General features: G+C 71.4%; 19 protein-coding genes, 1 tRNA gene and 2 pseudogenes. 9 read left to right on the forward strand and 13 right to left on the reverse strand.

The window, feature by feature from the left end; genetic code table 11:
* Positions 1-25: 25 nt before the first annotated feature.
* The 6 genes from GA0070562_RS23020 to GA0070562_RS23045 all read right to left on the reverse strand — a co-directional run bounded on the left by GA0070562_RS23020 (position 26) and on the right by GA0070562_RS23045 (position 6240).
* The gene (locus GA0070562_RS23020) at positions 26-484 is read right to left on the reverse strand and encodes a hypothetical protein (protein WP_091425823.1); all 459 of its coding nucleotides are present in this window, start codon (positions 482-484) and stop codon (positions 26-28) included.
* Between the two features lie 135 nt (positions 485-619).
* Entirely contained in the window at positions 620-4201 is a 3582-nt protein-coding gene (locus tag GA0070562_RS23025; protein ID WP_091425825.1) for an adenylate/guanylate cyclase domain-containing protein, read from the reverse strand.
* The gene (locus GA0070562_RS23030; protein ID WP_372443331.1) at positions 4198-4998 is read right to left on the reverse strand and encodes an MBL fold metallo-hydrolase; all 801 of its coding nucleotides are present in this window, start codon (positions 4996-4998) and stop codon (positions 4198-4200) included. The genes GA0070562_RS23025 and GA0070562_RS23030 overlap by 4 nt, the downstream gene beginning before the upstream one ends.
* 116 nt (positions 4999-5114) lie before the next feature.
* Positions 5115-5576: a RidA family protein gene (locus tag GA0070562_RS23035; protein ID WP_091425832.1), complete on the reverse strand. Its 462-nt coding sequence runs from the start codon at positions 5574-5576 to the stop codon at positions 5115-5117.
* 5 nt (positions 5577-5581) lie between these two features.
* On the reverse strand, positions 5582-5737 hold the full coding sequence (locus GA0070562_RS23040) for a Sp36 family protein (RefSeq protein ID WP_013289021.1): 156 nt from the start codon (positions 5735-5737) through the stop codon (positions 5582-5584).
* Between the two features lie 62 nt (positions 5738-5799).
* Positions 5800-6240 (reverse strand): hypothetical protein, encoded by a 441-nt coding sequence (locus tag GA0070562_RS23045; protein WP_091425833.1) that lies wholly within the window; start codon positions 6238-6240, stop codon positions 5800-5802.
* A 335-nt stretch (positions 6241-6575) separates the two neighbouring features.
* Between GA0070562_RS23045 and GA0070562_RS23050 the strand changes: the two genes are divergently transcribed.
* Genes GA0070562_RS23050 through bagB form a run of 3 tightly spaced genes read left to right on the forward strand, consistent with a single transcriptional unit; the run spans position 6576 to position 9381 of the window.
* Positions 6576-7154 carry an Rv0361 family membrane protein gene (locus GA0070562_RS23050; RefSeq protein ID WP_091425835.1) on the forward strand — a complete coding sequence of 193 codons (579 nt, stop codon included), beginning with the start codon at positions 6576-6578 and terminating at the stop codon, positions 7152-7154.
* A 49-nt stretch (positions 7155-7203) separates the two neighbouring features.
* Positions 7204-8178: an ATPase BagA gene (gene bagA / locus GA0070562_RS23055; protein ID WP_091425837.1), complete on the forward strand. Its 975-nt coding sequence runs from the start codon at positions 7204-7206 to the stop codon at positions 8176-8178.
* A 54-nt stretch (positions 8179-8232) separates the two neighbouring features.
* Complete coding sequence (bagB, locus tag GA0070562_RS23060) at positions 8233-9381, forward strand: ArsA family ATPase (protein ID WP_175438843.1); 1149 nt, start codon at positions 8233-8235, stop codon at positions 9379-9381.
* Positions 9382-9390: 9 nt separating this feature from the next.
* On the opposite strand, the gene GA0070562_RS23065 is transcribed toward bagB, so the two are convergent.
* A complete protein-coding gene (locus GA0070562_RS23065; protein ID WP_013289026.1) occupies positions 9391-9711 on the reverse strand; it encodes a WhiB family transcriptional regulator in 321 nt (106 codons plus the stop codon).
* A 404-nt stretch (positions 9712-10115) separates the two neighbouring features.
* Between GA0070562_RS23065 and GA0070562_RS23070 the strand changes: the two genes are divergently transcribed.
* A complete protein-coding gene (locus GA0070562_RS23070; RefSeq protein WP_091425843.1) occupies positions 10116-12560 on the forward strand; it encodes a transglycosylase domain-containing protein in 2445 nt (814 codons plus the stop codon).
* Between the two features lie 77 nt (positions 12561-12637).
* Here the strand turns inward: GA0070562_RS23070 and GA0070562_RS23075 are convergent, their stop codons facing one another.
* Positions 12638-13093 (reverse strand): GatB/YqeY domain-containing protein, encoded by a 456-nt coding sequence (locus GA0070562_RS23075; RefSeq protein WP_091425846.1) that lies wholly within the window; start codon positions 13091-13093, stop codon positions 12638-12640.
* 25 nt (positions 13094-13118) lie between these two features.
* Here GA0070562_RS23075 and GA0070562_RS23080 point away from each other — a divergent pair, with 25 nt between their 5' ends.
* Both GA0070562_RS23080 and GA0070562_RS23085 read left to right on the forward strand, forming a co-directional pair.
* Entirely contained in the window at positions 13119-14012 is an 894-nt protein-coding gene (locus GA0070562_RS23080) for a metallophosphoesterase (RefSeq protein ID WP_091425849.1), read from the forward strand.
* A gap of 135 nt (positions 14013-14147) precedes the next feature.
* Positions 14148-14224: transfer RNA gene (locus tag GA0070562_RS23085), tRNA-Pro, on the forward strand.
* A gap of 156 nt (positions 14225-14380) precedes the next feature.
* On the opposite strand, the pseudogene GA0070562_RS31085 reads toward GA0070562_RS23085, so the two are convergent.
* From GA0070562_RS31085 to GA0070562_RS23095, 3 genes and pseudogenes are all read right to left on the reverse strand, one after another.
* A pseudogene (locus tag GA0070562_RS31085) lies at positions 14381-14521 on the reverse strand (tyrosine-type recombinase/integrase); the annotation flags it as partial.
* Between the two features lie 866 nt (positions 14522-15387).
* Positions 15388-16179, reverse strand: coding sequence for a hypothetical protein (locus tag GA0070562_RS30075; protein WP_139135494.1), 792 nt, complete (start codon positions 16177-16179; stop codon positions 15388-15390).
* A 458-nt stretch (positions 16180-16637) separates the two neighbouring features.
* Positions 16638-17021, reverse strand: a pseudogene (locus tag GA0070562_RS23095) (site-specific integrase); the annotation flags it as partial.
* 811 nt (positions 17022-17832) lie between these two features.
* On the opposite strand from GA0070562_RS23095, the gene GA0070562_RS23100 reads away from it, so the two are divergent.
* Together GA0070562_RS23100 and GA0070562_RS23105 are read left to right on the forward strand one after the other, a co-directional pair.
* Complete coding sequence (locus GA0070562_RS23100; RefSeq protein ID WP_091425853.1) at positions 17833-18507, forward strand: HAD family hydrolase; 675 nt, start codon at positions 17833-17835, stop codon at positions 18505-18507.
* 76 nt (positions 18508-18583) lie between these two features.
* Entirely contained in the window at positions 18584-19687 is a 1104-nt protein-coding gene (locus GA0070562_RS23105; protein ID WP_091426068.1) for a calcium:cation antiporter, read from the forward strand.
* A 69-nt stretch (positions 19688-19756) separates the two neighbouring features.
* Here GA0070562_RS23105 and GA0070562_RS23110 read toward each other — a convergent pair whose 3' ends face one another.
* Complete coding sequence (locus GA0070562_RS23110; protein WP_091425856.1) at positions 19757-20251, reverse strand: hypothetical protein; 495 nt, start codon at positions 20249-20251, stop codon at positions 19757-19759.
* A gap of 88 nt (positions 20252-20339) precedes the next feature.
* On the opposite strand from GA0070562_RS23110, the gene GA0070562_RS23115 reads away from it, so the two are divergent.
* Entirely contained in the window at positions 20340-21629 is a 1290-nt protein-coding gene (locus tag GA0070562_RS23115; protein ID WP_091425858.1) for an MFS transporter, read from the forward strand.
* Positions 21630-21721: 92 nt separating this feature from the next.
* On the opposite strand, the gene GA0070562_RS23120 is transcribed toward GA0070562_RS23115, so the two are convergent.
* On the reverse strand, positions 21722-23464 hold the full coding sequence (locus tag GA0070562_RS23120) for a bifunctional metallophosphatase/5'-nucleotidase (protein WP_091425861.1): 1743 nt from the start codon (positions 23462-23464) through the stop codon (positions 21722-21724).
* Positions 23465-23731: the final 267 nt, after the last annotated feature.

The following is a 23731-nucleotide window of genomic DNA, read 5'->3' on the forward strand; positions in this document are numbered from 1 at the left end:
GAAAATACCCAACGATCCGGACCCGTCAGCGCGCCGCGTCGGTGGCCGGCACCGGACCCGGGACGGAGTCGTCGGTGGCGGCGCCCGCCCGGCGGGCGTCCCACCACAGGCCGGCAGCTGTCGCGACGGCACCCAGCCCCTCCCATGCGGCGACCGCGAAGAAGCGGTCCGGCGCGACGTCGGAGAGCACCGCGATGGTGAACACGGTGAAGGTGACCAGGCGGAACCACACGGTGAACCGGTAGAACGGCCGCCACTCGGTGGCGACGGCGAGCAGGTAGTAGACCCCCATGTTGAACGAGGCCATCGAGGACGCGGTGAGGAACGTGCCGGTGTAGTCGCCCGGAGCGCGCTCGGCCGGCACCTCGAAGCCGAGCAGGCGCAGCTGCGTCTCCGGCCAGATCAGACCGAGCGCGCCGAGCAGCAGCGCGAGGAGCCCGAAGACCGCGATCGTCCAGCCGGCGCCCGAGCGCGGCAGCCTCATCGTTCCTCCCCAGCGTGGTCTGCCGGTGACGCAGGCGCGCACCGGGAGGCGACAGTCGATCCACGACTGTCGCCGCCCCACGCTAACCGGCCCCACCGACGAACACATCCCCGGAACCGTCAGAACAACGGGCGATCAGCCGCCGGAGAGGCGGATCCGCAACGCGTCCGCGACCATCCGCTCACTGCGCTGCTCGGTGGCGTACGCGAGGCGTACCGCCTCCTCCGCTTTCGTCAGCGCCTCGGCCCGGCGACCGCAGGCGTCCAGCGCCTCGGCCAGCACCAGCAACGCCACCACCTGGCTGCGCACGTCCTCGGCCGGGGCGGTGATCGACCGCTGCGCCCAGTCGAGCGCCTGCTCGCGCTGGCCGTGGGCGAGCAGCGCGGCGGCGTACCGGGCCATCGTCTGCCGCCGTGAGAACAGCAGCGAGGGCGCGTTCGCCGCGCCCGTGGCCACCGGGGCGAGCAGCCCCACAGCGGTGCCCGGATCACCCGCCGCGAGGCGGGCCATGGCGAGCAGCACTCGCGGCGCGACCTGGGCCGGCGCCTGCGGGTTGTGCGGCTCCACCCGGGTCAGCACCGACCGCGCCTCCCGCTCGGCGGTCTCGTGGTCGCCCATGTCCAGCGCCACGAAGCCGCGCAGCGTGCCGGCCATGCCGGTGAGCAGCGGGTGGGTGGTCCGGTCGGCGTACTCGAGCGCCTCGGTGAACAGGTCGGCCGCGTGTTCCGGCTCGCCCAGCCCGCGCGCCACCACCCCGCGCACCACCAGCGCGAAGCCCTGCCCCCAGTCGTCGCCGACCTCGGCGAAGTCCCGGTACGCGCGCCGCGCGGCCCGGTCCGCCTCGGCCAGGTCGCCCAGCTCGGCGGTGGCGTACGCCTCGACCGCCCGCAGCGTCCCCACCGCCCACGCCTCACCGACCCGCTCGCCGAACGGCAGGAACACCCGCGCCATCCGGCACGCCTCCCGCAGCCGGCCGGCCAGCAGCCGGGCGAACGCGGTGGTGCCGCGCAGCCACGCCCGCCCGTACGGATCCTTCAGCTCGGCGAAGAGACGGGCGGCCCGCCCGAGCACCGCGTCGGTGCCGGCGAAGTCGCCCCGGGTGGTGGTCACCCACGCCAGGTTCTGCAACGACCAGGCCTGCCCGCGGGGATCCCGTGCGGCGAGGCTGACCTGGTAGGACGCGGCCAGTCGGCTGCTCGCCTGCCCGAGCCGGCCGGCGATGAAGTCGGCCATGCCGAGCCGCCGCATCGCCGATGCCCGCAGGGTGGGCAGGTCGGCGTCGGTGGCCACCTGCAACGCCTCCTGCCAGTTGCACTCGGCCCGCTCGGCGTCACCGAGGGTCTGCTGGGCCTGCCCGGCGAGCAGCAGCGCGGCGGTACGGGTGGCCGGGTCGCCGGTGTTCGCGGCGATCTTCTCGGCGAACGCGAGCGCGTCGGCCGGGCGGCCGATCTGGAGCAGCGCTCTGGCGTGCACCACCCGGTCGGCCGGTGGCACCCCGTCGCGGGCCAGCTCGGCCGCGCGCTCGGCGTACTCGACGGCGAGCGCCGGCTCCCCCGACCGTAGCGACCGGCGGGCGGCCCGGCCCAGCGCGGCCACGCCCAGCGGGGTGACCGCCCGGGCCGGCGCGTCCGGGCGCAGCTTGACCGCGTCGGCGAGCGCGGTGGCCCGCTCCACGTGCTCGGCGACGAAGTCGTCCCGGGCGGCCTCGGTGAACGCGCCGGCCGGCGCGCCGCCGGTCTCGTCGACGCTCTCCGGCGCGGCCCAGCGGGCCAGCGCCGCGTGCCGCTCGGCCAGCTCGGCCTTGCTCACCCCGGCGTACACGGCCTCCCGCATCAGCGGGGTGGCGAAGGCGAACCCGCTGCGGGTGCGGTGCAGCATGCGCCGTTGCAGCAGCTCCTCCACCGCCCGGTCCAGCTCGACGGCGGCCACCGCGGCGGGCCGCCCGTCGCGTCCGTCCCGCTGTTCCCGCAACGCCTCCAGCGCGCCCGCCGGTACGTTGTCGCCCACCACCGCGGCGTCGCGCAGCGCCGAGCGGGCGTTCGGCGGCAGCGCGTCGATACGCGCCGCGAGCACCGCGGCCAGGTCCCGGGAGAGCAGCCGGCTGCCGAGCGAGCCGGGGGCGAGTCGCCAGCCGACGTCCGCGCCCCGGCCCGGGCCGGCGGTGAGCGCCCCGCGCTCCATCAGCAGCGTGACCAGCTCGGCCAGGTAGAACGGGTTGCCCTGCGCGGTGGCGAGCAGCCGGTCCGCGTCGGCCTGGGGCATGCGGCCACCGGACAGGTAGCTGGTGAGCAGCCGGGAGGCGTCCGCGCCGCGCAGCGGCGGCAGCGCGTGCACCTCGGCGTCCGCGACGCGGGTCAGCGCGCCGGCGGTCCGTACCAGCTCGGGACGGCCGAGCAGCAACACCAGCACCGGCCCGCTGAGCCGGTTGAGGGTCAGCGCCAGCGCCTTGAGCGTCTCGGCGGTGGCGTCGTGCAGGTCGTCCACCACGATCACCAGCGGCGCCTCACCGGCGAGCGCGCTGAGCAGGTCGGCCACCGCGGTCGGCACCGCCTCGTCGTCCGGCGGCGGTCCGGCCGCGTTCCACTCGCCGTTCTCGGCGGCGGGCGGGAGTTCGGCGTACCCGAGCAGGGCCAGGAGCTGGTCCACGGCGATCGGCGGCGGGTCGCCGGGGAGCCGGGACAGGCGCTGGCCGAGGCGGCGCAGCCGCTCCTCGACGGCCGGCCGGGTCACAGCGGTGGCCGCGTCGCCGGGCAGGCCGACGGCGGCCCGGACCAGGTCGGCCAGCGGGGCCAGCCGGCGCCGCTCGCCGAACGCCGCGCAGCGCACCGAGAGCACCCGGGCGCCGGTGTGCGCCGCGTACCGCCCGGCGCCGACGTCGTAGCCGGCGGCGAGGCGTTCCACCTCGGCCGCGAACCGGGACTTGCCGATCCCCGCCTCGGCGGTCATCAGCAGCACCCGGGGCTCGCCCCGGTCGATCACCTCGGCGAGCCGGCCGGCCACCCGGCCGATCTCGGTCTCCCGGCCCACGAACGGCGCCTCGTCGCCGAGGCCGGACCGGGTGCCGGGCGCGTCCAGCAGGCCCAGCAGCTCGTACGCCTCGACCGGTTCCCGCTTGCCCTTGAGCCGCAGCGGGCGCAGCGCGCGCCAGGAGGCGACGTGCCGGGTGGCGGCGGAGGTACGCGCCCCGGCGTAGACCGCGCCGACCGCGGCGGCGTCGGCCAGCCGGGCGGCGGTGTTCACCGTGTCGCCGATGACCGTGTACTCGATCGCCGCCTGGATGCCGGCGATCACGTCCCCGGTGTTGAGGCCGACGCGCAGGCCCAGCGGCGCGCCGCCGCCGCGCTCGTCGTCGAGCACCCGCCGCACCGCGCGCTGCATGGACAGCGCGGCGCGGACCGCCCGCTCGGCGTCGTCCTCGTGCGCGACCGGCGCGCCGAAGACCGCCATGATCCCGTCGCCGGTGAGCTTGTCGACGTGCCCGCCGAACGTCTTGACCGCGCCCGCGAGGGCCGCCAGCACCCGGTCGGTGACCGCGCCGACCCGTTCCGGGTCCAGGTCCTCCGACCAGGAGGTGAAGTCGGAGAGGTCGCCGAAGAGCACCGTCACCACGCGGCGCTCGGCGGCGGGCAGCGTGGCGGCAGCCGGCAGCGCCGCCCCGCAGTTGTGGCAGAACCGCGCCCCGGGCACGGCTACGGTTCCGCACACCGGGCAGGTCACGGCTGCTCCACCCCGAGGTGTTCGAGCTGGGCCCGGACCGACCACTCGGCGGCCCACCACAGCGACCTGTCGACGTCGGCGTAGACCACTGCGACCACCTCGGCGGCGGTGGTGGCGCCCGCGGCGACGGCGGCGCGCACCTGGTCCAGCCGGGCCCGCCGGTGGGCCAGGTAGAAGTCGGCCGCCACACCGCAGTCGGCCAGCGCCGGGCCGTGGCCCGGCAGCGCCGGGATCCCCCGGTACGTGGAGAGCAGCTCCAGGCTCGACAGGTAGTCGCCGAGGTGCCCGTCCGGGTGGGCGACCACTGTGGTGCCCCGGCCGAGGATGGTGTCACCGGTCAGCACGACGCGCTCGCCGCCGTGCGCGGCGACGAGGCAGACCGAGTCGGCGGTGTGTCCCGGGGTGGGCAGCAGTCGCAGGTCGAGGCCGAACCCGCCGAAGTCCTCGCCCGGCTCGGTCAGCGGCTCACCACCGATGGTGTGCGCCGGGTCGGCGGCGAGCACGTGCACGCCGCCGAGCAGCTCGCTGAGCCGGGGCGCGCCCTCGGTGTGGTCCGCGTGCCCGTGCGTGATCAGCACGAGCCCGACCGGCCCGTGCGCCGCGATGGCGGCCAGGTGTCCCTCGTCGGCGGGCCCCGGGTCGACCACGAGGGCGGGCGCGTCCGGCCCGGTCCGCAGCACCCACGTGTTGGTCCCGTCGAGCGTCATCGGCCCCGGGTTCGGCGCACGCAGCAACGTCACCCACCCCGGCAGCCCGTCCGCAAGCGCCCCCGCCGCACCGGCCATACGCCCACCCATGGCTGCGATCGTACGACTCCGCCCGCCACTCCCCGCGATCTTGCAGTTCCGGCCCGGGGTTTGTCCCCGTCTGGGGCTTCTGCCGGGGCAGCAACCGCAAGATCGCGGGTTGAGGGTCACGCGACCTCGACGATGACCTCTACCTCTACCGGGGCGTCGAGGGGAAGCTCCGCCACGCCTACGGCGCTACGGGCGTGACGACCGGCCTCGCCGAACACGGCGCCGAACAGGTCGGAGGCGCCGTTGATCACGCCGGGCTGGCCGGTGAAGCCGGACGCGCTGGCCACGAAGCCGGTCAGCTTCACGACCTTCACCACGTTCTCCAGCCCGACCAGCGCGTCGATCGCGGCGAGCGCGTTGAGCGCGCACCGTTCCGCCAGGTCCTTCGCCTGCTCGGCCGAGACGCCGTTGCCGACCTTCCCGGTGGCGAGCAGCTTGCCCTCGGCCATCGGCAGCTGGCCGGACACGTAGACGTGCTGCCCGGACTGGACGGCCGGCACGTAGCTGGCCACCGGCGGCACCACCTCGGGCAGTTTCAGGCCGAGTTCGGCGAGCTTCGCGTGGGGTCCGTTGCTCATGGAGGTCAGCCCTTCGGACGCTTCAGGTACGCGACGAGCTGCTCCGGGTTCGGGCCGGGGACCACGGAGACCAGTTCCCAGCCGTCCTCGCCCCAGTTGTCGAGGATCTGCTTGGTCGCGTGGACCAGCAGCGGCACCGTGGCGTATTCCCACTTCTGCATCGGAGGAGGGCTCCCTTGCCTGACTTGGACTTCGGTCAGGCACAGCCTACGGTCCGCCGCGGTCACCAGGACGCGGGACGCGGCTCCGGCGCCGGTGGCGGCTCGCCGCACGGGCCCTCGTGCTCGAAGCGCTGCGGGCATCGGCTGCGGTCGGGCAGCAGCAGGTCGCAGAAGACCCGGTGCCTGTTGTTCTGGTCGTCGGCGGTGGAGACGGTGGTCTCGCCCGCGTCCAGCTCCAGCAGGAAGCCCAGCGAGGTGGCCACGGTGCCGGCGAGCGCGGTGGCCGCTGTCAGGTCGGGCACCCGGACCTGGAGGTGGATGACGTAGCCGGGCTCGTCCTCGTCCCGCCCCTTCCCGCCGGAACGGGGAAGCGTCCGTACCCCCTCGACCGGCGGGACGTAGGACCGCTCGTTGAACGGCGCACCCGGCCCCTCGGCCTCGCCCGGCCGTCCGGCCCGGTCACCCGGGAACTGGGCTCGGGGACTGTTCTCCGCGTCGCGCATCCGTCGCCTCCGGGCGTCGTACCTGTTCACCAACACCGCCATCCGGCTCGGAGCCGTCCCCGGCCCGGCTCTCCGCGTCGGGGACGAACGTAGATCCTGCGACGAGTCCCGGCAACGGGACGCGCACGCCTCGTCACGTCCAGTCACATTTGCGACACAAGGCGGGTCGGAAACACGGTGGCCGACTCCGTCCGGCGGGGCGCGTACGCGGGGCTGGCAAGCGCCCCGCCGACCGATACCCTTCCGGACTGGACGCGCGCCGACGCGCGTCCGCACACCTCGACCCGTGCCCGTCGCCTGGGGCGGCGACGGGAGCCGCAACCCGGGGGAGACAGATGACCCAACCGCCCGCCGGTGGCGACACCGGCACGCCCGGCGACCCGAATCCGCAACCGCCGCCCACCGGCGGCGCGCCGCCGGGATCCGCACCGACAGCCGGCCCGCCGGCGTACCCGTCCGACACCCAGCCGCGTAAGCGACCGGCGGTGCTGATCGTCTCGCTGGTACTGGCCGCCGCGGTCCTGCTCTGCGGCGGTGGGGGCACCGCCGCGTTCCTCGCGCTGCGCGACAGCGAGGACGGTCAGGGCGCGAAGGAGCCGCAGGTCGCGGTCGACGGCTTCCTCAAGGCCGTCTACCAGGAGCGCGACGCCGAGAAGGCAGCCGCCTTCGTCTGCTCCGCCGCCCGCGACGACGAGAAGATCGCCACCAAGGTCGCCGAGGTGCAGAAGTACGTCGCGCAGTACCAGAACCCCCGGTTCCGCTGGCCCACCCCGACCGTCGACAACCAGACCGGGGACCGGGCCACCGTCTCCGCCCGGGTGACCATGACCACCGCCGACGAGAAGGTCGCCGAGCAGGCGCTGCGTTTCACGGTGGTGCGGAAGACGGGTTGGTGGGTCTGCGAGGTCGGCTGATCCCACCGGCCGGACAGGGCTGGTCCCAACGGCTGGTTAGGCTCGACGGGTGGCAGCGAGTGAGCAGCCGGCCGAGTCCGCCGGCAGATGGCCGGCCCGCCTGCACGTGGTGACCGGCAAGGGCGGCACGGGAAAGACGAGCGTGGCCGCCGCGCTGGCCCTCGGCCTGGCCGCCGAGGGCCGGCGCACCCTGCTGGTCGAGGTGGAGGGCCGGCAGGGCATCGCGCAGCTCTTCGGCACCGATCCGCTGCCGTACGAGGAGCGGCACCTCGCCGACGCGCCCGGCGGCGGTGAGGTGCGGGCGCTGGCGGTCGACGCCGAGGAGGCGCTCCTCGAATACCTGGACATGTTCTACAAGCTCGGCGCGGCCGGCCGGGCGCTGCGCAAGCTCGGCGCGATCGACTTCGCCACCACGATCGCGCCGGGCCTGCGCGACGTGCTGCTCACCGGCAAGGTCAAGGAGGCGACCACCCGGACGAGCGGGTCGCGCCGGACGTACGACGCGGTGGTGCTGGACGCGCCGCCGACCGGGCGGATCGGCCGCTTCCTGAACGTGACGGCGGAGACCGCCCGGCTGGCGAAGGTCGGCCCGATCAAGACCCAGAGCGAGGGCGTCTCCGCGCTGCTCCGGTCGCCGATGACCGCTGTGCACGTGGTCACGCTGCTGGAGGAGATGCCGGTCCAGGAGACGCTCGACGCGGTGGCGGAGCTGACCCAGCTCGGTTTCCCGGTCGGCCGCGTGATCGTCAACGGCGTCCGCCCGCCGGTTCCGGCCGGGCGGGCGGTCACCGCGGCCGAGCTGAAGCGCGGGCTGGCCGCCGCCGGCCTGCCGACCGACGGCCCGACCGTGGCCGGGCTCGTCGAAGAGGCCCGTGACCAGCAGGTACGCCGCGAGCTGGAGGACTCCCTCCGGGGTGACCTGGTGGATCTCGGCCTGCCCCTGGTCGAGTTGCCGCTGCTGCCCGAGGGGGTCGACCGGGCCGGGCTGGAGACGCTCGCCGGGGCCCTCGTCCGGGCGGATTGACTCACACCTGCGGCCGGCACGGAGCAGAGTGCCCCTCGGGACCGATACGCTCGATTGGTGCCTTCCGAAGACGCGGCGCCTCCGCTTGACGTCGACCAGATCCTCGCCGACGACGGCGTACGGATCGTGGTCTGCTGCGGGGCGGGCGGCGTGGGCAAGACGACCACGGCGGCGGCGCTGGCGCTGCGGGCAGCAGAGCGGCACGGCCGGCGCACGGTGGTGCTCACCATCGACCCGGCCCGCCGGCTGGCCCAGTCGCTCGGCCTGACCGAGCTGGACAACACACCCCGGCAGGTCAAGGGCATCGACGTCGAGGCCAGCGGCGGTGAACTGCACGCCATGATGCTCGACATGAAGCGCACGTTCGACGACGTGGTGCTCCAGCACACCGACCCGGCGAAGGCGGCGGAGATCTTCGCCAACCCCTTCTACCAGGCCATGAGTTCAACCTTCGCCGGCACACAGGAGTACATGGCGATGGAGAAGCTGGGCCAGCTGCACGCCCGGGGCGAGTGGGACCTGATCGTGGTGGACACACCGCCGTCGCGCTCCGCGCTCGACTTCCTGGACGCGCCGGCCCGGCTGTCCCGGTTCCTCGACGGCCGGATGCTGCGGCTGCTGCTGGCCCCGGCGCGCAGCGGCGGGCGGAGCATGTTCAGTCTGGTCACGGCGAGCTTCGGGATGTTCTCGAAGGTGGTGCAGAAGGTGCTGGGCGCCCAGCTGCTCACCGACCTGTCCGGCTTCGTGGCCGCCCTCGACTCGATGTTCGGCGGGTTCCGGCAGCGCGCCGAGCAGACGTACCGGATCCTCCAGGCCCGGGAGACGGCGTTCCTGCTGGTCGCGGCTCCGGAGCCGGACGCGGTCCGGGAGGCCGCCTACTTCGCCGGCCGCCTGCGGTCCGAGCGGATGCCGCTGGCCGGGCTGGTGCTCAACCGGGTGCACCGGCCGGCGGCGGACCTGTCCGCCGCGGAGAGCCTGGCCGCCGCGGAGCGGCTGGCCGGCGTGGGTGGGCACGAGGGCACCGTCGAGGTGTTGCGCGCGCACGCCGCGCTGGCCCAGCAGGCGGTACGCGAGGAGCAGGTGGCGGCCCGGTTCACCGAGGCGTTCCCGGCGGTGCCGGCGGTGTCGGTGGCGGCGCAGCCCGCCGACGTGCACGACGTCGACGGGCTGCGGACGATCGGCGAGGCGATCAGCCGGAGCTGACCGGTCCGGTCAGTTGGCCGTGGTTACCAGGATCTTGTCCTTGCCGGCCTTCTCCTTGGCGTTCTTCTTCATGGCCGCCTCGAACATCTTGCGCCAGCTGGTGACCTGCGGGTGACGGCGCAGCAACGCCCGGCGCTCGCGCTCGGTCATGCCACCCCACACGCCGAACTCGATCCGGTTGTCGAGCGCGTCGGCCAGGCACTCGTACCGAACTGGGCAGCTCCGGCAGATCCTCTTCGCCACGTTCTGTTCGGCGCCCTGTACGAACAACGCGTCCGGGTCTCCGTTCTGACACGCCGCCAGTGACGGCCAGTCAGTGATCATGCCCATCTGTACACGTCCCCCCTTGCAGTACCTACCGACTTCGCGCGAGCAGCCCTCGTACATCCCCCCGGTCGTTCGCGTCGGCCTCCCCAGGGCGGCACGAACGACTCATGGCTGCGGTCGCCGCCACCATCATGCTGTGTAGTCGCCCGATTACGCAACGTTGTCGGCGAAATCCATCATTCCGGACACTCCCGGCTTCCCGGGCTTTCGCCCCGCGACTACCCCGCCCGAGAACGTGAAAACGCTGCGCTACTCCCGGACTTCGCCAGAGACTTCCGCCGGATCTCACGCAACCCCGGACCAGGGCTCGTGCGTTTAGCACAACGAGGCCGGCGCATGCAGGAAATGGGGAAACTTCCCCGCGCGCCCGCCGATTCCTGCTCGCGTACCCTGTCGAGGTGACCTGGATGCGGAAACGTGACCACAACGTGCTGACCAACGCCGCATCGCTGCTGATCTGCGGCCTCTTGGCCGGAGTGGTGGTCGCTGCGGCGGCCTTCCCCGTGGCGGCGATGTCCGGACTGGCCGCAAAGGCCGGGGCGGAGACGTTCGAGGCGCTGCCCAAGGAGCTGACAGTCGCCCGGGCACCCCAGATCACCCGTCTGCTCGCGGCCGACGGCAAGACCGTGCTGGCCACGATGTACGACGAGAACCGCAAGGACGTCAAGCTCAAGGACATCGCGACGCCCATGCAGAAGGCCATCATCGCGGCCGAGGATCACGACTTCTACAAGCACAACGGCGTGGACATCAACGGTGTGGCGCGGGCCTTCGTCAACAACCAGGCCGCCGGCTCCTCCCGGCAGGGCGCCTCGACGCTCACCATGCAGTACGTCCGGCTGGCCATCTCGTACTCGGCCACCCACCCGGCCGACGTGGTCGCCGCGACCGAGGACACCAGCGGCCGCAAGCTGCGCGAGATGAGCCTCGCGCTCCAGGTCGACAAGGAGCTCTCCAAGGACGAGATCCTGGAGCGCTACCTCAACATCGCCGCGTTCGGCAACGGCGCGTACGGCATCTGGGCGGCCAGCCAGGTCTACTTCAACAAGCCGCCGAGCAAGCTCGACATCCAGGAGTCGGCGATGCTCGCCGGCATGGTGAAGGCTCCCACCTCGTTCGACCCGACCACCAAGTCGGGCTACCCGGAGGCGGTCGGCCGGCGCGACTACGTCATCCAGAACATGGTGCAGATCGGCGCGATCACCCAGCAGGAGGCGGACGCCGCCAAGAAGATCAAGCTTGAGGTCAAGGGCAAGCGCACCCCGAACGGCTGCACCCAGACCACCACCCGCTCGTGGGGCTTCTTCTGCGACTACCTCTACCGCTGGTGGCTCCAGCAGGAGACGTTCGGCGCCACCTCGTACGACCGTGAGCGGCGGCTCAAGAGCGGCGGCTACACCATCGTCTCCACCCTGGACGTCCAGGCGCAGAAGGGCGCCGACAAGGCCGTCCGCAACAAGCTCGGCGAGAGCAGCAAGGCGGCCCGGATGGTGGCCGCCGTGGAACCGGGCACCGGCCGCGTCCGCGCCGTGGCGGTGAACCGGAACTTCAAGCTCGACGACCCGTCCGACCCGCAGAACAAGATCTCCAGCGACCCGAAGAAGGCCAAGAAGAAGATCCGGGGCAACTACCCCAACACGGTGAACCCGCTGGTCACCGGCGGTCCCGGCATCGCCGGCTACCAGGCCGGCTCGACCTTCAAGATCTTCACGCTGGTGGCCGCGCTGGAGAAGGGCTACCCGCTCAGCTACCCCATCAACGCGAAGCCGGTCTTCGAGTCCAACTACCCGGTCGAGTTCAACTCGCCCGCCGCCTGCCCGGGCACCAGCAAGTACTGCCCGAAGAACGCCAACCCCGCGATGGCCGGCATGCACAACATGTGGAGCGGCTTCGGCTTCTCGGTCAACACGTTCTTCATCGACCTCCAGCAGCGGGTCGGCGCGGAGAACGTGGTGAAGGCGGCACAGAAGCTCGGCATCTCGTTCCGCTCGTCGAGCGACGCGCAGCTCGCCGCCAACCCGCACCAGTGGGGCGCGTTCAGCCTCGGCGTCTCCCAGACCACGCCGCTGGAGCTGGCGAACGCGTACGCCACGCTCGCCGCCGACGGCAAGTACTGCGAGCCGATCCCGGTGCAGGAGATCCGCGGCCCGGACGGCGAGAAGCTGGACGTCGCCAACCCCCGCTGCGAGCAGCGGGTCAGCACCGAGGTGGCCCGCGCCGCCGTCGACGCCGCGCGCTGCCCGGTCGGTGACCGCTCCTCCACCACCAAGTGCGGCCCCGCCACCGCCGGCAACGTCCGCAACATCGTCGACGCGCCGGTGGCCGGCAAGTCCGGCACCACCGACTCCGACCGCACCTCGGCGCTGGTCGCGATGACCAAGCAGTACGCGGTGGCCGGCATCATGGCCGACCCGGACTGGCCGCAGACCAACCAGAAGATGGGCCACGACGAGACGCCCCAGGGCATCAACCCGGCGGTCTACCAGACGCTGCGTGACGCCATGAAGGGCAAGGAGCGGAAGAACTTCACCCCGCCCAGCGGCAAGATCGTCCTGGGCGACCAGCGCTCCATCCCGGGCGTCAAGTGCGAGTCGATCGAGACCGCGAAGTCCCGGCTGAAGGGTGCCGGCTTCGAGCCGGTGGTCGCCAGCAACAAGGTGCCGTCGGAGTGCCCGGCGGGCACCGCGGCCGGCACCAGCCCGGACGGTCGCACCATCAAGGGTGGCGTGGTGATGATCGAGGTCAGCTCCGGCCAGGGCGGCACTCCGGAGCAGGGCGGCACCGCGACACCGGACCGGCCGGGTGGCCCGGGCGGACCGGGTAACGGCAGACCGGGACGACCGGGCAACTGATCCCGGACAGCAGAGCGCGACGGCCACCTCCTGCGGGAGGTGGCCGTCGTCGTTTCCGCGCTACGGGAAGAGCCGGCTCAGAGACCGAGCTGGCGGCGTACCTCGGCGGCGACCCGACCACCCTCGGCCCGGCCGGCCACCGCGGCCTGGGCGGCCTTCATGGCCGGGCCCATCTGCGCCTTGCCGGTGATGCCGCCCGCGGCGAGCGCCCCCGAGACCAGCTCGGCCAGCTCCTCGTCGGAGAGCTGCTTGGGCAGGTAGCGCTCCAGCACCTCACCCTCGGCGGTCTCCTTGCCGGCCTGCTCGGCGCGCCCCGCGTCGGCGAACGCCACCGCCGCCTCGCGGCGCTTCTTCGCCTCCTTGGTCAGCACGACGAGCACCTCGTCGTCGCTGAGCTCGCGCTTTTCCCGGCCGGCGACCTCGGCGTTGCCCACGGCGGCCAGGGCCATCCGCAGCGTGGAGGTGGTCAGCTCGTCGCGCGCCTTGAGAGCGGCGCGCATGTCGGCGGTGAGACGGTCCTTCAGCGTGCTCATGGACGGTGAAACTACCCTGAACGGCATGCGAAAGCGCACACTATTCCGGCTCGCGGCCGGAACCGTCGCCGCCGGCGCGGCCACCCTGGCGTACGCGTCGCTCGTCGAGCGCAACATGTTCACCCTCCGCCGGTACGACGTGCCGGTGCTCCCGACCGACGCCGAACCGCTGCGGGTGCTGCACCTCTCCGACCTGCACATGATGCCCGGCCAGCGACGCAAACAGGACTGGGTGGCCTCCCTGGCCGCGCTCGACCCCGATCTGGTCGTGGTCACCGGCGACAACATGGCACACCCCGAGTCGGTGCCGGGCGTGCTGCGCGCCCTGCAACCGCTGCTCGACCTGCCCGGCGCGTTCGTCTTCGGCTCCAACGACTACACCGGGCCGGTCCTGAAGAACCCCTTCACCTACTTCCTGCCCGACCGGGAGTACACCGAGGGCGTGCCGCTGCCGTACGAGGAGCTGCGCGACATCCTCACCGGCGCCGGCTGGGCCGACCTGAACAACGCCCGCACCACGCTCAAGGCCGGCGGGCGGGAGATCGAGCTGGCGGGCGTGGACGACCCGCACATCGAACGGGACGACTACGACGCCGTGGCCGGCCCGGTCAGCGGCGACGTGGCGCTGTCGATCGCGTTGTCCCACTCCCCCGAGCCGGTGGTGCTGGACCGGATGGCCGCCGACGGCTTCGGTCTGCTGCTGGCCGGGCACACCCACGGCGGCCAGGTCTGCGTGCCCGGGTACGGCGCGCTGGTGACCAACTGCGGGCTGCCCCGCTCGATGGCGCGCGGGTTGCACCGCTGGCCCGGCTCGGACTCCTGGCTGCACGTCTCCGCCGGCCTCGGCACCCACCCCACCGCCCCGATCCGCTTCGCCTGCCCGCCCGAGGCCAGCATCCTGACCCTGATCTCCCGCTGAACCCTCCGCCCGGCAGACTTGGTACGCGCCCGCCCTTCCCGGGGCCGATCCGTACCAAGATCTGCCGGGTGCGCGGGGCGGGGGGTACCGAGTTTGACCGTGGGGGCGGGTGAGCTACTATTTGTCGGCACGCCTCGGGGTGTGGCGCAGCTTGGTAGCGCGCTTCGTTCGGGACGAAGAGGTCGTCGGTTCGAATCCGGCCACCCCGACCAGAGGTAAGTACAGGTCAAGGCCCCTCCACGGAGGGGCCTTGATTCGTTTCCGCCGATCATTGCTCTGGCAGAGGCAGCGAGAAGGCAGCGAACGACGCGAGCACCCTGCGATCCCGGTCCCGGGTCGAATGCGTGTACCGGTCCAGAGGTCGTGGACGTGTACTCGTGTCCCATCACCTTGGCTACGTCGTTGATCGGCACCCCGTCCGAGACGAGCCAGGTCGCGTAGGAGTGCCGCAGGTCATGGAACCGGAGCCCGATCGGCAGGCCGGCGCGTTGCAGGGACGGCTTCCAGATCCGAGCCCGAAACGTTCCCCCGCTTCAGCGGCTCGCCAGTCCGGGCGACGAAGATCAACCCGTCGGTGCCCGTCTCGAAGGACAGGAGAGTGTCAGGGCGACCACGAGCGGAGCGGGTAGACGCAGCCGGCGTCACGCGAGGATGAGCCAACCGCCTCCGAGGCCGCACAGGATGGCGGCGGCCCGGCGGTGTTGTGGCCGCGCCGGGCTGGGGTCGACTCGGCGCGCTGTACGTAATCTGTTGCCGAATTGGCCTGTACTAGATCAAGCGCGCTCCGCGCGGCGCGGGCCGGGCGCGGTAACCGGCTCCTACGGAGCCGCCGCCCCGCCCGCCTACGGCGGCGGGGCGGTAAGTCAGCCGGCCCGAAAGCCACGCCCGCCCCGCGCGTCACCCGTGGTTCCGTGAAGGGACCGGTGACGAGTCCAGGAGAACGACCTGGACCAGGACGACAACGTCCTACCCTCACGTCGCGCATTCAGCCTCACGACGGAAACCGCGGACCGGTCGACGGCCGGGCCGAGTGAGTTGCCGAACGGAATCACGCCGACCGCTCACGGGTCCGAGGTGGGGAAGAGGTGAGGGTGGGGAAGGGAGCGGATGGTGGGCAGGGGTTGGGTCAGAGATTGTGCCTCCGGCGGGGGCCAGACGACTCCAGGATGGAGTTGCCGAACGGTTGCGGTCGTGGGTGGTAGTGGTTGGGGGATGCCATCCCGTCCACCGCCGACCCAGGCAAGCCGAGCAGACCAGGGCCAGGGTGTGTGGGTCGGCGGCAGACGGGATGGCAACAGGGAGGCGGTCATTGAAGCTCCCAGCTACGCACGTTGAGACGGACCTTGGGCGACCGAGGACGGAATGAGATGGCCGGTCAGGAGCTCATCTCGTTCACGAGCCATAGTGGATGATTTCCGGGAGCCACCATTAGCCTGGCAACTCCTAGCCCTTTCTCCGTGAGCTGCATCCAGTAGCGATCCGACCCCTCAGCATCTCGGTGCTCAAAACGAAGAAGGTCCTTCTCGGCAAGACCGGTAAGGGCGGGGCCCCAATCGCCATTGGCGCGTCGCCTAGCCGGCTGCTTCGCTGAAATTCCTGCCTGCACCCGCTTCCTCGCCTCCATCGCAATTCGAGCAAGACCTTGAGCTTCCCAGGGCGTTAGTGTTTTCAGGATCCGAGCAAATTCGCGTCCCTCACCTTCATCCGGGAAAGAGTTCAAGATCTGATATTCGGGCGATTGTTCGTTCTTAAGTGCTGGCTGAGACGGTAGGCGTGGCAGGACTTCCGGCGTCTGCCGGACGATATCTGTTACCCGTCTGAGGATCTCTTCCTGCAGTTGCTGGCGCTGACGCTCCTCGTTGAGTGAGTCCGTGTTGTCGTTGTCTTCTGACAACGTTAGTTCCACGGCTTCCGGGACTGCCTTGGAAAGCGCAGCTCGTAGCACTTCCCCGAAGTGTTCCTTCTGAGTAGCGAGAAGGGCATCACTTGTGGCGCGTAGTGCCGCTAACGCCGATTGTGTGTCGGCGTTGACTCGTTCAACCTGTGCGATCTGCTGTGCACCCGCCATTCCCTGCGCTAACGAAACGATGAGTTGAGCGGCGAAGGCGATCACTGCTAGGGCGAGAGCAATGGTGCTGAGTGTGTCGATGTCCTTGACGCCAACCACGACAGCGAGGGTGCCTAACGCCCCGATGGCAGCGGTTCCTAGTGCGGCAACTAGCCATGTCCACGGCACAGTAAGGCCGGGCTTCGCTTGAACTCCGCGAGATTGGTATCCGTCCACGGCCCTAATTCTTCCTGCTGGCGTCAAGGGCGTCGCTGCTGCCCGCGCAGGTGTCCGAGTAGCAACAGATCGGTCAGGGGTTCAGTCTTGAACCCGTACAAGGCAGAGCAGCAAGGAGGCAGCGAAACGGTCGTCAGCCGCTGACGACGCCCAGCGTTGGCCGTCATGACGGCCATGCGCAGGAGCAACGGACGGCAACGGCTGACAGGCGATGGTGCACCCTGCTGGCGTTCGGGACGAAGAGGTCGTCGGTTCGAATCCAGCCACCCCGACCAGGTGAGAGGGCACATCCTATCGACGGATGTGCCCTCTCAGTGCATCCTGGGTGACCAACTGAGTGACTACGCCTCAGCCGTCGGCGCGAAGATGCGATCCATTACCGCCGCGCCTTGGAGCACTACCGGCCGGAGCTGATGCCGGTAGACGATTTCCGTCACGGTCGTGCCGGAGTGGCCGCACGGTTCGGCGATGTCTTCCAGGCTGACCCCGCTGTCGGACAGCATCGACACGAGGCTGCGCCGGAGTTCACGAAGGGCTCGTGCGGCCGGATCGGGACCAGCCGGGGTGACGATGAGTCGGAAGGCCCGACGGACGTCGGCCGCATCGAGGGCAGCGCCGACAATCGAGGTGAAGACCAGTCCGAGCGACTGCCAGTCCTCACCGGCTCTCTGGCGCTCCTGACGCGGGCGGTGACGGGTGAGCTCGGCAACGCGCCGCGCGGGCAGGAACCCTAGCCGAGCAACGCTTCGCTATCTATCCACGCCGCTATTGGGGATCGAAGACTCACGGCTCGCTGTCTGCATTATCTGACCTGCGGGTATTTGACCCGGCCCCATAGCTGATTGCGGCCCTCGGATCGATGCCCGTTCCGACACGGTCCACTTATCACCTGCTTTCGCGCCGACGCAGTCCAGCCTCAGGTGAACTTCCTCGGGAATTGGACCATTGAAAGCCACTCTCCACATGGCGCGGTCTCCAGCCGTCAGTGTTCCTTGTTGGGAATGCTCCGCAGACCACGAGGCAGTCTGGATAGGTCCACCCTTCGAGCTTAGGACTCCGTTCTGGCTGGGAGTGAATTGAAGCCCTCCTCCGCCGAGGATTGTTGCCTGCACCGAGCTCAGTGGCACGGGCGTCGCCAGCCGCAGGACGAGTCTCATCCAAGTACCCATGTCCTCCACGTAGCAGTTGAACTTGGGAGCACGCTGATCATGCAACTGTGACCGGACCACCTTCACTTGAAGCCAGGCTATATATGCCGCAGTGAGGGACACGAGCACTGCGAAGATCGAAACTACGAACGCCGCTATGGCCATCTGAACAGCGTAGGCTCGCTCGCTCGACGTGGCTAACCGCAGGGAAGTCACCAGCTCAGAGCCCCGTTCGGTCAGGTATGTCTCGCCTCCCGTGAGCCGAGTGCCCGAGCCGCGATGAATAGCTGGGCGGCTTCGTACAGCCTTGGTGTCAAGCATTCGTACGACCGCCTGAATGAGGTTGCGGACCCGGCAACGGCGGTAACCGTCGCAGTAGGATCCCGGCATGCCACGGCCGGTGGTCTTCGACCTCTTCCACACCCTGGTCCACGGTGCCGACGACGAGCGGGACCGGGTTGTCGGCGAGATGGCGCTCGTCGTGGGGGTGGATCCGGCGGCGCTCGTCGCCGCGTACCACGCCACCTGGCGGGACCGCCTGGTCCGGTGGAACGCGGCGGAGACCGTACGCATCCTCGCCGAGCGTCTCGGGGCCTCGCCGACTGACGATCAGGTGACCCGGGCCGCCGCGCATCGGCTGACCCTCGCCCACCGGGTGCTGGGCCGTGTCGCGCCCGCCACGCTGGACGTGCTCGACGCGCTGCGCCTGCGCGGGCACCGGCTGGCCCTGATCAGCAACGCCACGTCCGAGACGGCCGAGGCGTGGGCGGGCGGCCCGCTGGCCCGGCGTTTCGACGTCGCGGTCTTCTCCTGTGCGGTCGGGCTGGCCAAGCCGGACCCGGCGATCTACCGCACCGCCGCGGAGCGGCTGGGCGTCGCGCCGGCCGACTGCGTGTACGTGGGCGACGGCGCGGACGGCGAGCTGGCCGGCGCGGCGGCGGCCGGGATGACGGTGCTCCGGACGACCGAACACCAGGACACCGATCCGGGCTGGACCGGAACCGTGATCGCGAACCTCCGTGAGGTGCTCGACCACGTGGAGCAACCGGCCCCGATCGAATAGATCGACAGGACTGCCCGGAGCCACCCCGCCACGCGCGGTTGCCCCTGCCTCCTGGCAAAGTATGCGCATGCCGCCGATGATCCGATCCCGCCTGACCGATTGGACCACCGTCGCGCCCCTGGTCGCCGTGCTCGTGCTCGTGATGACCTGGGGACGGGAGTTGCCCGGCCCGCTCATCTTCGTGGTGGCGGCCCTGCTCGCGGCGGCCGTACTGGCGGCGGTGCACCACGCCGAGGTGGTCGCGCACAAGGTCGGTGAGCCGTACGGGTCACTCGTGCTCGCGGTGGCTGTCACCGTGATCGAAGTCGGTCTGATCGTCACGCTGATGATCAGCGGCGGCGACAAGACGCAGGCGCTGGCCCGGGACACGGTCTTCGCCGCCGTCATGATCACCTGCAACGGCATCCTCGGCCTGTCGCTGTTGCTCGGCGCGCTGCGCCGGCAGGTGGCGGTGTTCAATCCGGAGGGCACCGGCGGGGCGCTCGCCACGGTGGCCACGCTCGCCACGCTCAGCATGGTGGTGCCGACGTTCACCACGAGCCGGCCGGGGCCGGAGTTCTCCCCCGCGCAGCTCGCCTTCGCGGCCGTCGCCTCGCTGGCGCTCTACCTGTTGTTCGTCATGGTGCAGACCGGCCGGCACCGCGACTACTTCCTCCCGGTCACGCAGGAGGGCAGCATCCTCGCCGAGGACAAGACCGGCGACGGGCACGCCGAGCCGCCGTCCACGCGTACCGCGCTGGCCAGCCTGGCCCTGCTCGTGGTGGCGCTGGTCGCGGTGGTCGGTGACGCGAAGACGATCTCCCCGACGATCGAGACGGCGGTCAGCGCCGCCAACCTGCCGCCGGCGTTCGTCGGCGTGGTCATCGCGCTGCTGGTGCTGCTGCCGGAGACGCTCGCCGCCGCCCGGGCGGCACGGCGGGACCGCGTGCAGATCAGCCTCAATCTCGCGCTCGGCTCGGCCATGGCCAGCATCGGCCTGACCATCCCGGCCATCGCGATCGCCTCGATCTGGCTGGACGGGCCGTTGATGCTGGGCCTGGGCGGCACCCAGATGACGCTGCTGGCGCTGACCGCGGTGACCGCCGTGCTCACCGTGGTGCCGGGCCGGGCGACGGTGCTCCAGGGCGGCGTGCACCTGGTGCTGCTCGCCGCGTTCGTCTTCCTGGCCGCCAGCCCGTAAGCAGGCACGCCCGCCGCAGCCCGCGAGCAAGCCGTCCGCCAGCCCGTGAGCCGCCGGACAACAAGACCGTCAGTCGTGCAGTTCGGTCCGGGCCACCTCGTCGAACGCGGCGGTCAGGTACTCGGCGAACGGGCGCCCGGTGACCGCCAGCAGATCGGCCACCAGCAGCGGCGCGTGCCGGGCGATCGCCGCCGGGTCGGGCGGGTTCTCGTCGTCGCCGGGGTCGTAGACGCCGAGCGCGCCGGCCAGCAGCACCAGCAGCACGTGCGGGTCGACGTCGGGCCACCACGGCGCCGCCGACCGGACGCACTGTTCCAGCACCTGCCGTACGTCGTCGCCGTCCAGCCCGTCCGGGTGCCCCTCCTCCAGCAGCAGCCGGACCACCCCGCCGAGCACCAGCCCGGCCCGGTCGGCGGCGGCCAGCCGCTCGACGGCCGGGGCGTACGCCTCGGCGTCGCGGGCGCGCGCGGCGGTGACCGCGTCGGTGGCCGTCTCGGCGATCTCCCGGGCCGGTGCGGGCAGGTGCCGCCAGGTCGTCGTCACCGGGTCAGCATGGCAGAGCACGTGTGATCGCTCACCTTCCGGCCCGCCGCCCATGTGTGTAAGGGGTAAACGGGTCGCGGTAGTCGTACCCGCCCAACAGAATCCCAGCATGCTGCGCCGCGCCCTGCCCGCCCGCCCCGAAGCCCGCCGGATCCTGCTCGGCACATTGTTCTCCGCTGTCGGGCGCGGCCTCACCCTGCCGTTCCTGTTCATCTACCTCACCGACGTACGCGGTCTGACCGACACCCGGGCCGGGCTGGTGATCGGCTGGTTCGGCGCGGTCACGCTGGCTCTCTCGCCGCTGGCCGGCACGTTCATCGACCGGTTCGGCGCACGCCGGGTGGTGTTGCCCTGCCTGGTGATCGAGGCGATCGGCACCGGCTCGCTGGCGCTGGTCGACTCGACGGCCTCGGCGTTCGGCGTGATGACGCTCGTCGCCATCGGCAGCTCGGCGATCTGGGCCGGGCAGAACACGATCCTCGCCTCGCTGACCGACGACGGCGAGCGGCAGCGCGTCTTCGGGCTCAACTTCGCGCTGCTCAATCTCGGTATCGGCACCGGCGGCCTGATCTCCGGCGCGGTGATCGACGTGGCCCGTCCGATCACCTTCGAGGTGATCTACCTGCTGGACGCGGTGAGCTACCTGACGCCCGCGCTGATCCTGCTGAGCCTGCCGCACGTCGGGCGCCGGCCGGCCGTGGCGACGGGCGCGAAGGCTGACGACCGGAGGACCGGCGGCTATCTCACGGTGCTGCGGGACCGGCCGTTCCGCCGCCTGGTCATCTTCGGCCTGGTGCTCACCACCTGCGGGTATGCGCAGATCGAGGTGGGCTTCGCGGCGTACTCGGTCCGGGTGGTCGAGGTGACGCCCCGGGTGGTGGCGTGGGCGCTGGCCGCGAACACCGTGATGATCGTGCTCTCGCAGCTGCTGGTGATCCGGCGGCTGGAGGGGCGCAGCCGTACCCGTGCACTCGCCGCTGTGGGCGCGGTCTTCGCCGGCGCCTGGCTGGTGCTCGGCGCGGCGGGCGTGGTGGGCAGCGGCAACGCGGTGCTCGCGGCGCTCGGCGTGGTGGCCTGCTCGGCGATCTTCGGGTTCGGCGAGACGATGCTGTCGCCGGTCATGCCCGCCCTGACCAACGCGCTCGCCACCGACGAGCTGCGCGGCCGGTACAACGCGATGAGCTCGATGATCTTCGGGATCAGCGGGGTGGTCGGCCCGGTCACCGCCGGCCCGCTGATCGGCGCGGCGAACGGGCGGGTGTGGGTGGCCGTCGTGGTGGGCGGCTGCCTGGCCGCCTCGGTGCTCGCGCTGACGCTGCGTCCGCTGCTCACCGCCGCGCAGGACGGCCGCCCGACGGCCGCCGCGACGCCGGAGCCCGAGCCCGCGGGGGCGACCTGACACGAAGCCGGCGGCCTGCGACGAAGCTGCGCAGCCTGACACGAACGGGCCCCGGAGCGTCGCTCCGGGGCCCGTCGGCGTGCGGTCGGCCGTCAGCCGGCGGCGACCTCGGTGGTCGTGCGGATCCGGTCCAGCGCCGGCGGGGAGACCGGCGACTTCTCGGTCAGGTACGCGGTGAAGGCGTCCAGGTCGATCTGCCCGGTCACCGCGTTGGTGCCACCGGTCAGGACGCTGAAGCCGTCGCCGCCACCGGCGAGGAAGTTGTTCACCGTGACCCGGTAGGTGGCGGTGTCAGTCACCGGGGTGCCGTTGATGGTGAGGCTGCCCCGGACCACCCGGGTGCCGGCGCACGGCGTGCCGGCCGGTGCGGTGGTGCCGTTGACGTCCACGACGTAGTTGACCGTCGAGGACGCGTAGAGCACGCGCGCCACGGTGAACTGCTGCTCCAGCATGCAGTAGAGCTGCGCGCCGGTCAGGTCCAGCGTCACCAGGTTGTTGGCGAACGGCTGCACGGTGAACGCCTCGGCGTAGGTGACCGGGCCGGCGTCGAGGTCGGCGCGTACGCCACCGGGGTTCATGAACGCGGCGACCGCGTTCTGCTCGGTGTCCGTGGCGGCGAGCTGTGCGTCGGCGATCACGTTGCCCAGCGGCGACTCACCGGTCTGGTACGTCGGCTTGCCGTTGACGTCGACCCCGGTCTGGTACAGGTTCTCCTGGGTCTTGGTGATCGCGGCGGTGGTCTCGCCGACCACGCGGTCGGCCACCGGGCCGAGCGCGGTCTTGTACCGGTTGATCAGGTCGGTCGAGGGCTGGTCCGGCTTCACGTCTCGGGTGACCACCACGTTGTTCGCGGACGCGCTCACCACGTCGCGGGTGCGCGGGTCGATCTTCAGGTCGATCTGGGTGACCAGGCGGCCGAACGAGCTGGCGCTGGTGACCAGCTTGCCGTTGATGTTGCAGTTGTACGCGGCGTGGGTGTGCCCGCTGACGATCACGTCGATGGACGGGTCCATCCGGTTGGCGATGTCGACGATCGGGCCGCTGAACCCGGTGCAGTCGTTGATGCCGCCGCCGTTCTGCACGCCGCCCTCGTGCAGCAGCACGACGATGCTCTTGACCCCGAGCAGGCGCAGGATCTTGGCGTACTTGTTGGCGGTGTCGGCCTCGTCGGTGAACCGCAGGCCGGCGACGCCCTGCTGGCTGACGATGTTCGGGGTGGCCTCCAGGGTCATCCCGATGAAGCCGATCGGGACACCCTTGACGATCTTGATGCCGAACGGCTGCATCAGCGGCAGGCCGGTGGAGGTCTTGAACGCATTCGCCGAGAGGTACGTGAACTTGGCGCCACCGAACGGGGTGCCGTCGGCGCAGCCGTCCACCGGGTGGCAGCCGCCGCGCTGCATGCGCAGCAGCTCGGCCGCGCCCTCGTCGAACTCGTGGTTGCCGACGCTCGCGAACTCCAGCCCGGCGAGGTTCATCTCCTCGATGGTGGGCTCGTCGTGGAACGCGGCGGAGAGCAGCGGCGAGGCGCCGATCAGGTCGCCGGCGGCGACCGTGACAGTGCCCTTGCCCTGCTGCTTGGCGGCGGCGCGCATCGACTTCAGGTGGCTGGCCAGGTATTCCGCGCCACCGGCCGGCTGGCCCTCGATGGTGCCGCTGGAGCCGGTCGGCGGCTCCAGGTTGCCGTGGAAGTCGTTGATCGCGAGCAACTGGACGTCGACCGGCTTCGGGCGGGCCTCGGCCTGGTCGGGGGTGACGGCGACCGCGGTGAACGCGGTCGCGGCGAGTGCGGCCAGGCCGACGGCGGCCCGGCGTCGCATCCCGGTGACGGACATGGAACTCCTCGTGAGATGCCGGTATGTGGCGTCCGGGCGATGGTTCGCCCGGCGACCCTGATCCGTGCCGTGACAGGTGTCGATCGCGGTGGACGGTACTCGGGGGAACGCCGCCCCGCCGGGGTAGCTTCTCATCCACCGGCCGCCAGGTCGAACGGGGCGGCATCAGGAATCGTCGTTGCCTCCGGGCGGCCCGTACCGGTCTGCCGGACGAGTCGGACATGATGGTCAGGTGACATTCCGCGCGGCGCGCGCTGTCGACGCCTG

It is taken from the genome of Micromonospora tulbaghiae, assembly GCF_900091605.1.
Classification (GTDB): Bacteria; Actinomycetota; Actinomycetes; order Mycobacteriales; family Micromonosporaceae; genus Micromonospora; species Micromonospora tulbaghiae.